Here is a 16,206-nt window from a genome sequence, read left to right as displayed (position 1 = left end):
CCAGTATGTTTTACCACAGAATTTAGTGGAATAATCCACACACATAGCGAGCACAAAAATGACTACCGAATTCGACATTACCCAATATCAAATCGCCGAACAACCATATTACCAAGCGCAAAACAACGAAATCACCCTGTACGAAGCGGCTTACAATGCACGCCTGCCAGTAATGATCAAAGGCCCGACCGGTTGTGGTAAATCACGCTTTGTAGAGCACATGGCATGGAAACTAAACAAGCCGCTCATCACTGTTGCCTGCAATGAAGACATGACCGCATCAGACTTGGTAGGTCGCTATTTACTCGATGCCAACGGGACACGCTGGGTTGATGGCCCGCTGACCTTGGCAGCGCGCTATGGTGCAATTTGCTATTTGGATGAAGTCGTAGAAGCACGCCAGGATACGACTGTTGTTATTCACCCATTAACTGATCACCGCCGCACACTGCCTTTGGACAAAAAGGGTGAATTAGTCGTTGCTCATCCAGACTTTCAATTGGTAATTTCATACAACCCTGGCTACCAAAGCCTGATGAAAGACCTGAAGCAATCAACAAAACAGCGTTTTGCAGCAATGGAGTTTGATTACCCATTATGCTCAGTAGAAACAGAAATCGTGAGCAAAGAAGCAAACATTAGCACCGACATCGCCGATAAATTAGTTCGCATTGCTGAAACAGCGCGCAAACTTAAAGGCCATGGTCTGGATGAAGGCATTTCCACCCGTCTGCTGGTTTATGCAGCAGCATTGATTAATGGCGGCATTCCAGCGCGTGATGCTTGCCGCATGGCATTGGTACGCCCTATCACTGACGACAAAGATATACGCGATACGCTAGACCACGCAATTGATGCAATTTTTGCCTAAGCCCAATCAGACAACGCCATGACTGATACGCTTATCGATGAAATCAAAGCATTGTCCTGCGGTTTTGCGCGTGTACAAAGTGTATTTCCTGATTGCTTTGCTTATGCTCAGAAACGACTCTCACCTCTTGCGTTAACTGCTTATATTGATGGCGCACGTACGCTGTGTAAAATGGGTCGCGGTGAAGAGCCAGTCCTAGCATTTCTGGAAGAAACACCAGAAGTGGCAGTACTGCTGGGTGAAGAAATCATTAATGATGTAGTCGCTTTTGTACAAAAGCTCACCCGCACCCCAAACAGCAAAGCCATCGCGCCATTCTTGCAAAGCCTGGCAGCAGCAGCACGCGCACTGGAAAGCCGGGCACTTTTCAATGAGTATTTTCACCTTGTCTGGCTGACCATGGAGCGTACCAGCCCCAAAGTACACGGAATTGACTCCATGTACACAAGCGTTTGCCTGGTTGAATTTCTGAGTACAGCACCATTTTTGTTTGGCACATTATCTTTTGGTGGACTACGTAACTGGGTAGATTATGGCATTAAAGCCTATGCTAACGACCCCGACCGCCAGCGCGAATACTTCCTGCTTAAAACAGCTGACAGCCGAGCCGTAATGCAACGCGAGCGTCATGGCACGCTATTTACGGATAGCGAGCGTCAACTAGATTTATATTTGCGCGGCCTATGGCAAGCCGATGCCAATTTCGTACCTTACTCTTTGGCATTTGATGAAATACGCAAACCCATCCCTTATTTTGACGCACTAGGTGTACATTTACCGGACGTGTACGATGACATGACAGGTGTGCGTGGCATAGATCGTTATCGAGCACTGCTTGCACATATCAGTGCCCATCGCATCTGGACCACCCCCGTTATTGCCGACAACCTGAGTCCGTTCCAACGCATGGCGGTGGAGGTTTTTGAAGATTCACGCGTAGAATTTCTGGCCATGCAGCGCTACCCAGGATTGCGCAAGTTATGGGCAGCCATACATCCGACACCGAAGGAAGGCGCATGTCCTGAAGGTCATGCATGTATACGACATCGCCTGTACACACTGTCACGCGCACTTCTCGACCCACAGCATGGCTATACCAATGCAGACATACTGGACTATGTGGCTCGCTTTCACGCTGAAATGGCTACAGGCATTAGCAGCACCAAAAACATGGTGACACTCGGTGTGCAATTTATTGCCAAAACTCGTGTCGGTAGCGACCTCAGTGCCAAAACTTTTTTTGATGATACCGAAGTCGATTATCGTGATGATAATCGACTGATGTGGAAATTTATCGAAGAGGGTGATGAAGAAGAATACGATGAAAAGCCCCAAAAAGCACAACCGGAAGAACAAGCTGAATTCCGCATGCCACCACGCCTATATCCAGAATGGGATTACAGTGCAGAACATTACCGCCCTGACTGGGCCAGCGTGTATGAGCATTTGCATCCAGTCGGTGACGCTAATGACATAGACAAAATATTGGCGAAACATGCCAGTCTGGCCAAGCAGCTCAAAAAAATTATCGACCTGCTCAAGCCGCAAAACAAAGTTCGGCTGCGATATCAGGAAGAAGGTGCCGAGCTGGATTTGGATGTCGCGATTCGATCGTTAATAGATTACAAAAGTGGCGCCGTGCCTGATCCACGTATCAACATGAGCCATCGCCATGACGGGCGCAATATTGCTGTATCATTACTGCTGGATTTATCCGCCTCTTTAGCCGACATTCCTGAAGGCTGCCAACAAAGCAAACTGGAATTAAGCCAGGAGGCAGTCACCTTACTGGGCTGGGCAATAGAGCAGATGGGTGACAAATTTTCTATTTCTGGTTTTCACTCCAACACCCGCCACGAAGTGCGTTATTTGCACATTAAAGGTTATTCTGAGCACTGGGACACGCCGGTCAAAGCACGTCTTGCTGCGATGCAAGCAGGCTATTCTACCCGCATGGGCGCTGCCATACGCCATGCAGGACACTATCTCGCTCATCAACAGGCGGATAAAAAACTGCTGCTTATCTTAACCGATGGTGAACCAGCCGATATCGATACCAAAGATCCACGCTTACTCATCGAAGACGCTAAAATGGCAGTTCGCGAGCTGGATCAGGATGGCATTTACACCTATTGCATCACGCTAGATCCAAAAGCAGGTGATTATGTAGGGGATATATTTGGCAAACATTATGCGGTGATAGATAATATTGCCAGGCTGCCTGAACAATTGCCCAAGTTGTTTATGGCATTAACGAAATAACAAAGTGAACAAAACCGATGAAAAAAAGTATACAGCAATTTAATCATTCAGCACTCTCACTAATAGAGCATATAGGACTACTTGTCATTGCCATTGCCACGGTATTTGCAATGAGTAGCGAGGTCATGGCAATGCTTGCCAGTAAAGCAGTAACACTGACTGATTTGCTGATGCTATTCCTCTACCTTGAAGTGGTTGCGATGATACAGCGCTACTACACATCGGGGAAATTACCTGTACGCTTCCCTCTCTATATCGGTATCGTAGCACTGGCACGTTATCTGATACTAGACATGAAATCTATGGATGAATGGCGATTGATAGCCATAACCAGTTCTATTTTATTGCTGGCACTGGCTATTTTATTGATACGTTACGGACATGTCCGTTACCCGTACCTGAGTGACGAGTCAGCACATGCGACTGATAAATCTGAAAACACACATTAATCCGTACCACCCTTAGCACGAGGGTGGCATTACCGCACTGTGGTCAGGAAATTTGGTAGCCTTTTAACCAGTCTTTGAAGTGTTTCACGTTTTTGAATGCGCGAATATCCTGCTTTATTCGCGCGATCTCATATTGCAAACCTTGCATATCCTGCTTTAATATCAAAACCAATTTCTTTGGTGATAGCGGTTCGTATGGTGAAACACCTACCATTTGCTTCACCTGAATTTCTAACGTCCTCACTTCTTGCTGCAACTCATTCAACTGATTCGCTAATACCTTGTTGTAATGCTTGAGCCTATCTTCCGCAATATTATTAATATTGTCCTGACTAATTTGCTCTACTGACAATTGCAATGACAACAACTGCAACAAATCCTTTTTGGTATAAGCCACATTAACCTGCTGCATCAGCTCAGTTTTCCGTTCACGTTCAACGGGATCAGTTTCACGATCAGGATGCAGTGCCGTAACCAATTGTCGATATACCGCCTGAATGGATTTACTCATCCCAGCCGCCTCCTCTTGTTCACGCGCCTCTTGTGTTAATTGCTTGGCAGATTTTTTGCGCGCATTCCTTTGTACCTGCGCATCTCGCTGCATAGATGCGTGTTTTTCATGCAATCGTGCCGCTACCATGTCAGGGTCGGCAAAATCCAGTTCATCACTATCATCCAGCGTTACACCGAACTGTGCCTCAAACATATCCTGCAATAACTCAGCTTCCAGTAACTTATCTGCGATGACTTCAGCGTCATAATCAGTTTCACTATACTGGTTATACAACGATTTCAAATCAGCCCGTCCAGCCTCAGTGATAAGTTCATTACACATTTCCATAATCAGATTAGCGATTTTTTCCTGCTGATTACGGGCAAATTTTTCTGTTTTATATAAGTTATCAAGCAACAACAGCATAATGGCCTGTTGCTCGTACAAGCTCCGCCTCAATGGCTCCAGCTTAATGTGACTGGCTTGCTGACAAGCCTGCAACTCGGCTTGCCACTCAGCCAGTAAAGCCTTCTGCGCCTCAATTTTTTTAAGTGTGGCGTTAAATTTCTTTTGTGCTGGTGATAACACCCCTTGTTCAGGTGCGGTGGAAATTTGTATAGGCTGTGATTTTGTCATCACATCACAATGTATCAACATTAATTTGCAACCACCATTCCAGTAACGCTAAATGCCAGAGCTTGCTGCCACGAATACGCGTGAAGTAACCTTCTGGCTGAGCTAATAACTTGTCTACATATTCCCGCTGATACAAACCACGTTGCCGACAAGCGGGCGAATTTAAAATATCGCGCATTAGCGCAAAAAACTCGCCACGCACGTATTTCAAGGCAGGTACAGGAAAATAACCTTTAGGCCTATCAATCACCGCATCTGGAATGACGCCACGCGCAACAGCCTTCAGCGGATATTTACCACCATTTTTAAGCTTGAGCGAAGGCGGCATACGCGCTGCAAGTTCGACTAGTTCGTGATCCAAAAATGGCACACGCACTTCTAACCCCCAACTCATGGGCATGTTATCAACACGCTTAACAGGATCATCGACTATGAGTGAAGTCACATCAAAACGGAATACCTGATCCAGAAATTCACTGGCTTCAGGCTGATTCAATTGCTCGCTCACCCATGCAGCAGTCACATCAGACACATGCCAGGACGGTGCTATCATCTCCAGATACTCTGCATGATCTCGATCAAAATAATTCTGACTGAATTTCTCTAACGGCGTACCTATAGCGGTATCCATCTGCGGATACCAGAAATAACCACCAAACACCTCGTCGGCACCCTGCCCTGCCAACACAACCTTGACTTGTTTCGAAACACGTTCGCTGAGCAGATAAAAAGCAATGACATCATGACTCACCATCGGTTCAGTCATCGCAGCAATCGCTTCAGGCAGGCGTTCTAGTACTTCACTATTGGGAATATGATATTGCTCATGGCGCGTATGAAAATGCTGAGCAATGATATCTGAATACTCAAATTCATCAGCTCGCTCGATAGTAGCATCGACATCCTCAAAACCGATGGAAAAAGTACGTAAATCTTGCACATGATCAGCCAGCAAGCCAACCAGCAAACTGGAATCCAGGCCTCCTGATAACAACACACCCACAGGCACATCAGCCGCCAGCCTATGTCGTTCAACTGCACGTGTTAGCACGTTACGTGTAGCAAGCAACCAATCTTCTTCGGTCAATGGCTGTTTGGGTCGAGTGGCATTCAGATGCCAATATTGACGCTGGGTGACCTGACCTTGAGCTGTAAACAACATGGTCGTCGCTGGCGGAAGTTTCTTTACCCCATTCAATATTGTGTGCGGGGCAGGAGTAGAGCTATGCAGAGTGAAATGGTGATGTAATGCAATGGAATTAATACTAACATCAACATCACCTGCTGCTAACAATGCCTGCACACTGGATGCGAACCTTAGCCACGTTCCTTCTAAGCTATAGTAAAACGGCTTCATCCCAAAGCGGTCACGCGCTAAAAACAGGCTGGCATGACGCGCATCCCAAAGAGCAAATACAAACATCCCATAAAACCGCTTCACACAATGCTCGCCCCAGGCATGGTAGGCTTTGATAATAACCTCGGTATCACCATCTGAAACGAATTTATAACCTAACGCAATTAACTCCGCACGCAATTCGCGATAGTTATAAATCGTTCCATTAAACACCAAGGACAGCCTTAACTCCGCATCGACCATAGGCTGATGCGCATGCTGTGACAAATCAATTACTGCTAGACGCCTGTGCCCAAACGCCACAACCCCATCTTGATAAACACCTGCATCGTCGGGACCGCGACGAGATAATTTTTCTGACATGCGCTGTACTGCCAGCATATCTGCAGATGCGCCATCGAATCTTAATTCTCCACAAATTCCACACATAATAACTCACTGAGGCACAACGAAAACAGGGGCAAAACCACCACCAGGTGTACGGAAATTAGTTGTTTGCCCTGCATATAACCTGGCCGCAACTAGCTGTACGGCACCCTGATAGGTATAAACCCTAACATCCAGTTTTAATGCAACATCTACACCATCCACATTAATTAACCGTTCACTCGGCGGTGCTATCGCCTGCGCGACATAATCCCCTTGCAATATTTCCTGCCAGACACGCCTAGTCAATTTATCACCACGATATGCAGCCTTGCTGCCGTAGCCTGTTGCGGGTTTAAAAAACAAATGACGACGATCATGCCAGAGCTTATCGGCATTGTCCGCAGACACCAATTGCGTACGCGGGATACCTGCTAATAAAACATCACGCTCAGATGGCGCTACGCCCATAGCACCTAGTTGCACAACATCACTCAAAGCAACCAGATTTCGTTTATCAGCATGCAACGCATGAGCATGAGGATTTGGCGTCAACACTACTGCTCCAGCTTCATATGCAACACGCAAAGCTTCATGCTCAGTTGCCGCCAAATAAAAATCCGTTAAGCGATTGTAGACCATATCAATGACTTGCCCAGCGTAGTGCAATTTATCAGCCACCCAAGTTAATTCGCGCGCATCAGCGATAACAACAGCTATACCTGCTCGTTCAAACATCTGTTGAAAGAGCTTAAATTCCGGATGCAGGTATTGATTATCAGGATCATCATCAACGATAGCAATGCGACCCATAGGCGCATCCCCACGTTGCAATGCCCACTCATGTTGAAACATGGCAAGAAACTCCTGCTCTATTGCAGGTAACGCTGTGCTGGGTTTAAATGCCCATGCCATTTCTTCACAACAAACCTGCTGTGCTCGTGCCAATACAACATTAAGCAACGCACCACCCGCATTAGTATTAATTTCTATTAGTTGTGGCCCATGCTCCCCCAGATGAAAATCGTAACCCATAAAAACGCCTGAAGGACCAAACGATTCAACTGCAATAGATGGAGCGAGTGATAGTGCCTGCTGCTGATAGCTTGGCAACATAATGGTTGCCTCAATAGCGGAGACTATCTTCGCCATCGCATCCATAGTACTTGGACATACAAATACGACAGTAGATGAGAATAAATAGGGGCGGGACTCGAGTACGGCAGCTTGCACATTACCCCAAGCTACGTCAGTTGAAAGTTGACGATACAAAGTTGCTGCGTTTAGTGTTTGGCAGTTACAACTGCGATTTAAATCTAGAGCAGTAGCCATCACTCGCTGCAATGCCATATTACCCGCCATATTCACAAAGTCTAAAGGGTTATTTTACACCTGTCATAATTAAAAGGGCGTCCACGCCAGGTAATAAAAAAAGCACCTGAACTGATGTTCAGGTGCTTTAATTTTGGTGCCCTCTGTCTGACTCGAACAGACCACCTACGGTTTACAAAACCGTTGCTCTACCGGATGAGCTAAGAGGGCAAGAGGCGACATTATACCTAAACTTTCTAGCTAAGTGAATAGTAATTCATGCTAAAAATAACACAGCACAAAATTACGAGCTTATTTTACAATTTGAAACTTTGGTTTGGAAGGCGGTTTAGTTGGTTCAGGTGGCGTTTCATCCTCTTGATCAACAGTAGCTGACACCGTTACTTCAAAACCCAGTCCTTCACCATTTTCACGCGCAAAAATTCCCGCAACGGCCGTAATTGGGACTTCCAACTGCCGAGACACACCATTAAAACGTGCAGAAAAACGCACCCATTGATTATCAATGAGCAAACCATGTGTTGCCGATGGTGATAAATTCAGGACAATATTTCCATCCTTGACATACTCCATCGGCACACGGGTATTAACATCAACAACCACAGATAAATAAGGTGTATAACCGCTATCCACACACCATTCATAAATAGCACGTATTAGATAAGGTTTAGTACCATTGCCAGGCATTATTTACGCATCGCCTTTTCATTAGGGGTCAAAGCATCAATAAATGCAGTACGACTAAATAATCGCTCGGCATATTTCAACAAATTAACAGCTTGCTTAGGCAATTGTATGTCGTAATGCTCCAAACGCCATAATAACGGCGCAATAGCCACATCCAACATGGAGAAATCGTCATTCAGCATGTACTGTTGCTTTGCAAATATAGGAGAAATTTGCGTTAGATTGTCACGAATTATTATGCGAGCCTTGTCAGCTGCACTCTTACTGCCATGCTCAATTGCATTCACATGACTGAATAAATCTTGTTCAAACGTAAACAGAAATAATCGAGCTCGGGCTCGCATGACTGGATCGGCAGGCATTAATTGTGGGTGTGGGAAACGTTCATCAATGTATTCGTTGATGATATTAGCTTCATAAAGCACCAAATCACGTTCTACCAATACTGGTACACGATTATAAGGATTCATCAACGCGAGATCGTCAGGCTTGTTTTGCAAATCCACGTCTATCACTTCAAAATCCATGCCTTTTTCAAACAGGACGATACGACAGCGTTGGCTGTATGGGCAAGTATTACCCGAATACAATGTCATCATAGTGATTACCCCAAAATAATATGGCCGACGGGGGTACCGTCGGCCGTAAAATCAATCTACCAAACAGGCTAAATTAATGTATGTCTTTCCAGAACTCTTTTTTCATATAGTAAGCAAGTACGAAGAATATAGACAGGAACAACAGAACCATCACACCTAATTCCATACGTTTCATTTTAGCTGGCTCACCCATCCATGTCAGGTAGTTAACTAGGTCACCCACCGTTGCATCATATTCAGCAGGTGTTAATGAACCAGGCTGTACCAACTCAAACTCCGGCTTGACATGTGGATCACGTTCACCACTAGCAGGCTCTTTTAGCGCTTGCTTACCTTGCAAAGACCACAGCACATGCGGCATGCCCACTTTCTCAAATACGGTATTGTTCCAACCTGTTGGACGAGAATCATCCAGATAGAAACTACGTAAATAAGTATAAAGCCAGTCAGGATTGCGTGAACGAGCAACCACTGACAAATCAGGTGGTGCAGCACCAAACCATTTTTTTGCATCCAATGGGGGCATTGCAATACTCATCGTATTACCAACCTTATCAGTTGCAAAAAGCAGGTTGTTCTTAATCTGCTCTTCGGTCAAGCCCACATCTTCTAAACGTGAGTATCGCATTGCATTTGCACTATGACAGCTCAAGCAATAATTAGTAAATATTTTTGCGCCCCGCTGTATTGAAGCATAGTCATCTAAATTTACTGGCGCTTTATCCAGATAAACATGTTCAGATGCTAAAGCCGTCAAAGGTACAAAAAACAAAGCTAATAGAAATTTTTTCATTATTCAGGAATCCTTTCAGGCACTGGTTTGGTTTTATCGATAGCGGTATACCAAGGCATCAATACAAAGAAGCCAAAATAAATCACACTAAATACACGGGCCAGCATGGTTAATCCTGGAGTTGGTGGTTGTGTACCCAAGTAACCCAAACCAATAAAGCTGATAATAAACACGGTCAAGATGGCTTTGTACAACGTACCACGATAACGGATAGATTTCACTTTAGAACGATCCAACCAAGGCAGGAAGAACATAATTACCACACCAGCACCCATACCTACCACACCCAAAAACTTATCAGGTACAGCACGCAATATTGCGTAGAACGGTGTGAAATACCATAAAGGTACAATATGCTCTGGTGTTTTAAATGGGTTAGCAGGAATAAAGTTATCAGGCTCAAGGAACCAGCCACCAAATTCAGGTGCAAAGAACACAATTGCACTAAACACCATCAGGAACACAATTACACCCACGATATCTTTAACAGAGTAGTAAGGGTGGAAAGGAATACCATCCAAAGGAATGTGAGTAACTGGATCTTTGTGCTTCTTGATTTCAATACCTTCAGGGTTATTTGAGCCGACTTCGTGTAACGCAATAATATGCGCGGCAACCAAACCAACCAACACCAGCGGCAATGCAATCACATGGAACGCAAAGAAACGATTCAAAGTAGCATCTGAAACAACGAAGTCACCACGGATCCACAATGACAATGCATCACCTACGAAAGGAATCGCACCAAACAGGGAAATAATAACTTGTGCGCCCCAGAATGACATTTGACCCCATGGCAACAAATAGCCCATGAATGCCTCAGCCATCAAAGCCAAGTAAATCATCATACCGAAGATCCAAATTAATTCACGTGGCTTACGATATGAACCGTAAATTAACCCGCGGAACATATGCAGATACACAACCACGAAGAACATGGACGCGCCAGTTGAGTGCATATAACGTATCAACCAACCCCATTCCACATCACGCATGATGTATTCAACTGACAAGAATGCCAAAGTTGAATCTGGCTTGTAGTTCATCGTCAAAAAGATACCTGTCAGAATTTGGATAACCAAAACCAACAAAGCTAACGAACCAAAGAAATACCAGAAATTGAAATTCTTAGGTGCATAGTACTCAGATAAATGAGCTTTCCAGTTTGCAGTGAGCGGAAAGCGGTCATCAATCCAACCAACCAGATTTTTCATAGCGCTCATAAATTAAGCTCCTTTTTGATCAACGCCAACAATAATGCGAGTGGCGGTGAGGTATTTATAAGGTGGCACTTGCATATTCATAGGCGCAGGCACGTTTTTGTATACACGAGCAGCCAAATCATAACGCGAACCATGACATGGGCAGAACCAGCCGCCAACCCAATCAGGACCTAAATCTGCTGGCGCTAATTCAGGGCGGAAGGTTGGTGAACATCCCAAATGTGTGCAAATACCCACTACAACCAAATATTCAGGCTTGATTGAGCGATCTGTATTCTTACAATAGGCAGGCTGTTGTGGCACATCTGAATTTGGATCGACCAATTTATCACCGATTTTAGCCAGAGTCGCCAATGTAGCTGGTGTACGATTGACTATCCATACAGGTTTGCCTTGCCACTCAATGGCCAACAACATACCAGGCTCAACCTTGCTAATATCCGCCTCTACAGGCGCACCTGCTGCTTTAGCACGTTCACTAGGTAACATGCTCATCACAAAAGGCGTTAAAACAGCCACACCCGCTACGCCACCCATTGCTGTGGTAGCAGCGACGAGGAAGCGGCGTTTGCTGCGATCCACTTGCTGATTACTCATAAATACATCCCTCAAAAGGTTACGCGAACTGAAAAACTATACTATTTTACCTAATTTTCATGCAAAACATAAAGCCTAATTTTCACATTATTTACTTTCTCAATGCTGACACTCTTATTTGAGCAGGCTTACTGTATAATTTCTTTAATATTTAGATACTCATTCCATCTCAAAATGCGTAAATTTTGGTTACTTTTTGCCCAAAGCACAACAATTGCATTGGGCATACTTTTTGTATTTAGATTATTTCCACCAGCATTTATCAATAAACCATCGTCACCAGTTCAAACTAGTGACAATACATCACTCTCACCCCAGATTAGTTTCCGTAACGCAGCCAAACTTGCCAGACCGAGCGTAGTCAACGTATTCACCAGTAAAAAAACATATAGCACTCCACTCGCACCATCTATTAGTGGCAGACCAGACACGAACACCGACCCTACCAATCACTTAGGTTCTGGCGTCATCGTTAGTACAGATGGTTACATACTAACCAACCAGCATGTAGTTGAAGCCGCAGATGAAATTCAGGTTATGCTCCACGATGGGCGTACATTAAGCGCGAATATTGTCGGCACGGATCCTGAAACGGATTTAGCAGTACTTAAGATCAAGGCAACTAATCTGCCAGCAATTACTTTCGCCCCATCTGATCGCGCCGCAATAGGTGACGTAGCATTAGCCATAGGCAATCCATTCGGCGTTGGCCAGACTGTCACCATGGGTATCATCAGCGCATTAGGACGCAGTCATTTAGGCATTAATACATTTGAAGACTTTATTCAGACTGATGCCGCCATCAACCCCGGAAACTCAGGTGGCGCACTGGTCAATACAGATGGGCATTTAATTGGTGTCAATAGCGCGATTTATTCACGCACTGGCGGATCACAAGGTATAGGCTTTGCAATCCCGTCCAATTTAGCAGCTAAAATCATGAAACAGATAATTGAACACGGTGAAGTTATCCGTGGCTGGATAGGAGTGGAAGTTCAAGACATTACCCCCGAATTAGCCGAGTCATATCAATTAACCAGCACAAACGGCGCGCTCATCTCTGGTATCTTGCAACATGGACCAGCAGATTTAGCCGGAATTCATCCGGGCGACATACTTCTCGACGCTGATCACAAACCTATCAAAGATTCTCTTGCACTACTGGAACTGGTTGCAGCACTTAAGCCAAACACAACCATTCAAGTAACCTTGCTACATAAAAATAAAATGCTAACCACCACCATAAAAATAGATAGAAGGCCTAAGGTTGCAACCTCATAACAAGGAAGCCGCTGTTCATTGTTGCTCCGGCTTTCCATATGACTTGAACTTATGTAGCACAAGATCCATTTCTTCGTCCGACAACAAATTCACCTCACCTGCTTGCAATACCCGCCAATACTGCTCACACAGCGACTCCACTTCCACAGTAAGTGCCAACGCTCTTTTAAGCGATCCACCCACAACAATTAATCCGTGATTACCAAGCAAACAAGCGAAGCGCGATTCCAAAGCACTCAAAGCATAATCCGACAGTAATTGCGTACCAAAAGTCGCATAAGGCGAGCATCGTATAGAGCGCCCGCCGGCGGCAGCAACCATATAATGAAAAGCTGGTACGTCACGCCCCATACAGGCCAATGTCGTTGCAAAAGTAGAATGCGTATGAACAATTGCATTTACATCAGAGCGCGAAGCAAAAATATCACGATGAAAACGCCATTCACTCGAAGGACTACGGGCACCTTGATGCTTTCCATCAAAATCCATCAACACCATATCCCCACCCACCATTTCATCAGCAGGCAAACCCGTAGGGGTAATTAGAAAACCCGAACCAAATCGCACACCAATATTGCCTGATGCACCACGATTTAGCCCCTTGTTTGATAATTGCAATGCCGTATCAACCATTTGCTGCCGCAACATATCTTCTGAAAAAGTAGCACTCATGAATAAAGCCCCGCCAAACCGTGCTTCGTCGCCGCGCAGACACCACGCTCCGTAATTAAACCTGTAACCAACCGCGCTGGCGTCACATCAAAAGCATAATTACCTACCGCGCTACCTTCAGGTGCAATACTCACCGCCACCAATTCACCCTCTCTGGTTCGCCCATGAATATATGTAACTTCATCTCCATCTCGCAGTTCAATAGGAATATCTTTCACGCCATCGTTGATTTGCCAATCAATAGTTGGCGTTGGTAATGACACATAAAATGGCACATTGTTATCAAAAGCAGCTAATGCTTTCAAGTACGTACCCACTTTATTACACACATCACCATTTGCCGCAGTACGATCCGTTCCGACTATTACCATATCCACCTGACCATGCTGCATCAAATGTCCACCTACGTTATCAACGATTAAAGTATAGGGTACGCCATGCTGCTGCAACTCCCAGGCAGTCAAACTCGCCCCCTGATTACGCGGACGAGTTTCATCAACCCACACATGCACAGGAATACCCGCATCATGCGCAGCATAAACAGGTGCCAACGCTGTCCCCTGATCAACTGTAGCCAACCATCCAGCATTACAATGCGTCAGAATATTCACCACCTCAAGCTTATTCGACCATACCGCACGTATCAGTGCCAAACCGTGCTGACCAATAGCCTGATTTATAACCACATCTTCATCAGCTATCGATTCAGCTTCCAGCCAAGCCTGCACATTGCGATCCGACTCCGCAACGCCACTTAATTTCTCCTGCATACGCACTAAAGCCCAACGTAAATTAACCGCCGTGGGTCGCGTTGCCAACAACAACTGACAAACCTGGGTCAGCTCAATATCTGTAGCGCATCTCTGCATCGCCAGTGCCACACCATAGGCCGCGGTCACACCGATTAACGGCGCACCCCGCACCTGCATCACCCGAATGGCATTAGCCACATCAGCTACGTTCTCCAGGCGCACTGTCACAAATTCATGAGGCAAACGTGTTTGATCTATAACTTCCACAGCCTTACCATCAGACGACCGCCAAATCGTACGATATGGGACACCATTAATATTCATATCAATATTTCCACCCTTACAAATTAATCAATTAAGCCAATCACAACTACCGAATTGATACCTACATCGACATCACAATGCGATCACAGCAAATCTGTATTATTTTTCGTAAAAATTCTGCTAAAATTACGTAAGACAACACTCCATTACAAATAAGATTATATGCCTAATATATTGTCAGCATTTTTTCCAGCCCATTTTAAAAACCAACGAATACTCGCATAAACAGCACTAAATCCGTACTTCAATGATACCCAATTTAATCAATAAGAAATGACGTTATATTTTGCCGTGTTGGCATATTGTTCAATATGCTCTGCACTTGGATTACTCATATTTCCTGCTCTCAGAGAGACCATTCTAGATTTGATTAGAAGCGGTTATCTACGCATGACCAATAAAAGCAGCCAATACCAACAACATGCATACAACCAAACAGCTGCACTCAGCAACACCACGAGCACACTGAAACAACATAGCGTTAATTTTCTAAACAAACACAAGGGCTTAATTGCCATTGCCAGTTTATGTGCAATTCTACCACCCGTACTAGCATGGATAGCCAGCAGCAAAAACACACTAGATGGATTTGACGACACACAGATACGCGCATCAAATTATCAGGTAACCGAACTTTTACAAGGCGAACATTTGGTTCCACCTAGCGCCTTGCCACCAGAAATGTTTACCACTAAAGAAGTCACGCTCATCCGGCCCAGTCTGATTGACGCAAGTCGAAACTGGCAATTGTTAGATGATGACTTTGCTCAGCGATTATTACTAACCTTCAAAATCATGAAAGAGCGCTACGGATACGACATGACCATATTAGAAGGTTACCGTAGCCCAGAACGCCAAAACAAACTAGCCAGTATGGGAACCAACGTAACCAATGCCGCAGCATACCAAAGCTATCACCAGTTTGGACTTGCTGCTGACTGCGCTTTCCAACGTGATGGGAAATTAGTAATTACTGAAAAAGACCCGTGGGCGATGCATGGTTATCAACTCTATGGTGAAGTTGCAGAATCGTTAGGCTTACACTGGGGCGGGCGCTGGAAAATGATGGATTTTGGACATATTGAGCTTCATAAGCCCCATACCATAAGCCATACTTAATCACGCCTGCAAGATATAACAACGAAATTCAGAACCAACTGAACCAGCATAACAATTATCACAATAATGGAGAACATTAATGAGCCAACGTTTTATTGTAATAGGTGATCGTACATCACATGGCGGTACCGTTATAGAAGCATCAGGCAGCTCTTTTAGCGGCAACATTAAAATTGCTAGAGTGGGAGACAAAGTCACCTGCCCAAAAAAAGGACATGGCACATGTGCCATCGTATCAGGCGACCCCAGCGTCATAATCGATGGCATGCCCGTTGCACGGGATGGCGACAAAACCGCATGTGGTGCTGTGCTAATCGCCAGCCAAGGTGCAACAACCGTAGGCTAAAAACCGCTAACGCGGCCTGAATACACATGAAAAATATAAAAATACGA

At 45.0% G+C, this 16,206-nt stretch carries 16 protein-coding genes and 1 tRNA gene; 6 read left to right on the top strand and 11 right to left on the bottom strand.

Going from position 1 to position 16,206, the window contains the following annotated elements; all coding sequences use genetic code 11:
• The first annotated feature begins 58 nt into the window (after window positions 1-58).
• The 3 genes from SFSGTM_RS03940 to SFSGTM_RS03930 are packed head-to-tail and all read left to right on the top strand — an operon-like array spanning window position 59 to window position 3,582.
• Complete coding sequence (locus SFSGTM_RS03940; protein WP_162084028.1) at window positions 59-871, top strand: CbbQ/NirQ/NorQ/GpvN family protein; 813 nt, start codon at window positions 59-61, stop codon at window positions 869-871.
• Window positions 872-889: 18 nt separating this feature from the next.
• Window positions 890-3,133, top strand: coding sequence for a nitric oxide reductase activation protein NorD (locus SFSGTM_RS03935; RefSeq protein ID WP_162084027.1), 2,244 nt, complete (start codon window positions 890-892; stop codon window positions 3,131-3,133).
• Window positions 3,134-3,150: 17 nt separating this feature from the next.
• Window positions 3,151-3,582 (top strand): phosphate-starvation-inducible protein PsiE, encoded by a 432-nt coding sequence (locus SFSGTM_RS03930; protein ID WP_162084026.1) that lies wholly within the window; start codon window positions 3,151-3,153, stop codon window positions 3,580-3,582.
• Window positions 3,583-3,625: 43 nt separating this feature from the next.
• Here SFSGTM_RS03930 and SFSGTM_RS03925 read toward each other — a convergent pair whose 3' ends face one another.
• The 9 genes from SFSGTM_RS03925 to petA all read right to left on the bottom strand — a co-directional run bounded on the left by SFSGTM_RS03925 (window position 3,626) and on the right by petA (window position 11,665).
• The gene (locus SFSGTM_RS03925; RefSeq protein ID WP_232526038.1) at window positions 3,626-4,732 is read right to left on the bottom strand and encodes a molecular chaperone DnaJ; all 1,107 of its coding nucleotides are present in this window, start codon (window positions 4,730-4,732) and stop codon (window positions 3,626-3,628) included.
• A complete protein-coding gene (locus tag SFSGTM_RS03920) occupies window positions 4,716-6,497 on the bottom strand; it encodes an N-acetylglutaminylglutamine amidotransferase (RefSeq protein WP_162084025.1) in 1,782 nt (593 codons plus the stop codon). Before SFSGTM_RS03920 ends, SFSGTM_RS03925 begins: the two co-directional genes overlap by 17 nt.
• A 6-nt stretch (window positions 6,498-6,503) precedes the next feature.
• Window positions 6,504-7,766, bottom strand: a complete 1,263-nt coding sequence (locus SFSGTM_RS03915; protein WP_232526037.1) for an ATP-grasp domain-containing protein — start codon at window positions 7,764-7,766, stop codon at window positions 6,504-6,506.
• Window positions 7,767-7,900: 134 nt separating this feature from the next.
• A tRNA-Thr gene (locus tag SFSGTM_RS03910) sits at window positions 7,901-7,976 on the bottom strand.
• Between the two features lie 81 nt (window positions 7,977-8,057).
• Entirely contained in the window at window positions 8,058-8,453 is a 396-nt protein-coding gene (locus SFSGTM_RS03905; RefSeq protein WP_162084023.1) for a ClpXP protease specificity-enhancing factor, read from the bottom strand.
• Window positions 8,453-9,052, bottom strand: a complete 600-nt coding sequence (locus SFSGTM_RS03900; RefSeq protein ID WP_162084022.1) for a glutathione S-transferase N-terminal domain-containing protein — start codon at window positions 9,050-9,052, stop codon at window positions 8,453-8,455. Before SFSGTM_RS03900 ends, SFSGTM_RS03905 begins: the two co-directional genes overlap by 1 nt.
• Before the next feature lie 73 nt (window positions 9,053-9,125).
• A complete protein-coding gene (locus SFSGTM_RS03895; protein WP_162084021.1) occupies window positions 9,126-9,845 on the bottom strand; it encodes a cytochrome c1 in 720 nt (239 codons plus the stop codon).
• On the bottom strand, window positions 9,845-11,068 hold the full coding sequence (locus SFSGTM_RS03890; protein ID WP_162084020.1) for a cytochrome b: 1,224 nt from the start codon (window positions 11,066-11,068) through the stop codon (window positions 9,845-9,847). Before SFSGTM_RS03890 ends, SFSGTM_RS03895 begins: the two co-directional genes overlap by 1 nt.
• A 3-nt stretch (window positions 11,069-11,071) precedes the next feature.
• Window positions 11,072-11,665, bottom strand: a complete 594-nt coding sequence (gene petA, locus SFSGTM_RS03885; RefSeq protein ID WP_162084019.1) for a ubiquinol-cytochrome c reductase iron-sulfur subunit — start codon at window positions 11,663-11,665, stop codon at window positions 11,072-11,074.
• Window positions 11,666-11,839: 174 nt separating this feature from the next.
• Between petA and SFSGTM_RS03880 the strand changes: the two genes are divergently transcribed.
• Entirely contained in the window at window positions 11,840-12,946 is a 1,107-nt protein-coding gene (locus tag SFSGTM_RS03880; protein ID WP_162084018.1) for a S1C family serine protease, read from the top strand.
• A gap of 15 nt (window positions 12,947-12,961) precedes the next feature.
• On the opposite strand, the gene SFSGTM_RS03875 is transcribed toward SFSGTM_RS03880, so the two are convergent.
• On the bottom strand, window positions 12,962-13,618 hold the full coding sequence (locus SFSGTM_RS03875) for a class II aldolase/adducin family protein (protein WP_232526036.1): 657 nt from the start codon (window positions 13,616-13,618) through the stop codon (window positions 12,962-12,964).
• On the bottom strand, window positions 13,615-14,694 hold the full coding sequence (mtnA, locus tag SFSGTM_RS03870) for an S-methyl-5-thioribose-1-phosphate isomerase (protein ID WP_162084017.1): 1,080 nt from the start codon (window positions 14,692-14,694) through the stop codon (window positions 13,615-13,617). The genes SFSGTM_RS03875 and mtnA overlap by 4 nt, the downstream gene beginning before the upstream one ends.
• A 390-nt stretch (window positions 14,695-15,084) precedes the next feature.
• On the opposite strand from mtnA, the gene SFSGTM_RS03865 reads away from it, so the two are divergent.
• Together SFSGTM_RS03865 and SFSGTM_RS03860 are read left to right on the top strand one after the other, a co-directional pair.
• Window positions 15,085-15,813 carry a M15 family metallopeptidase gene (locus SFSGTM_RS03865; RefSeq protein ID WP_232526035.1) on the top strand — a complete coding sequence of 243 codons (729 nt, stop codon included), beginning with the start codon at window positions 15,085-15,087 and terminating at the stop codon, window positions 15,811-15,813.
• A 79-nt stretch (window positions 15,814-15,892) separates the two neighbouring features.
• Window positions 15,893-16,159: a PAAR domain-containing protein gene (locus tag SFSGTM_RS03860; RefSeq protein WP_162084015.1), complete on the top strand. Its 267-nt coding sequence runs from the start codon at window positions 15,893-15,895 to the stop codon at window positions 16,157-16,159.
• Window positions 16,160-16,206 lie beyond the last annotated feature (47 nt).

Origin of the sequence: Sulfuriferula nivalis (assembly GCF_009937995.1) — a bacterium.
GTDB classification, from domain to species: Bacteria; Pseudomonadota; Gammaproteobacteria; order Burkholderiales; family Sulfuriferulaceae; genus Sulfuriferula; species Sulfuriferula nivalis.
This window is presented reverse-complemented; position numbering and strand designations above follow the sequence as displayed.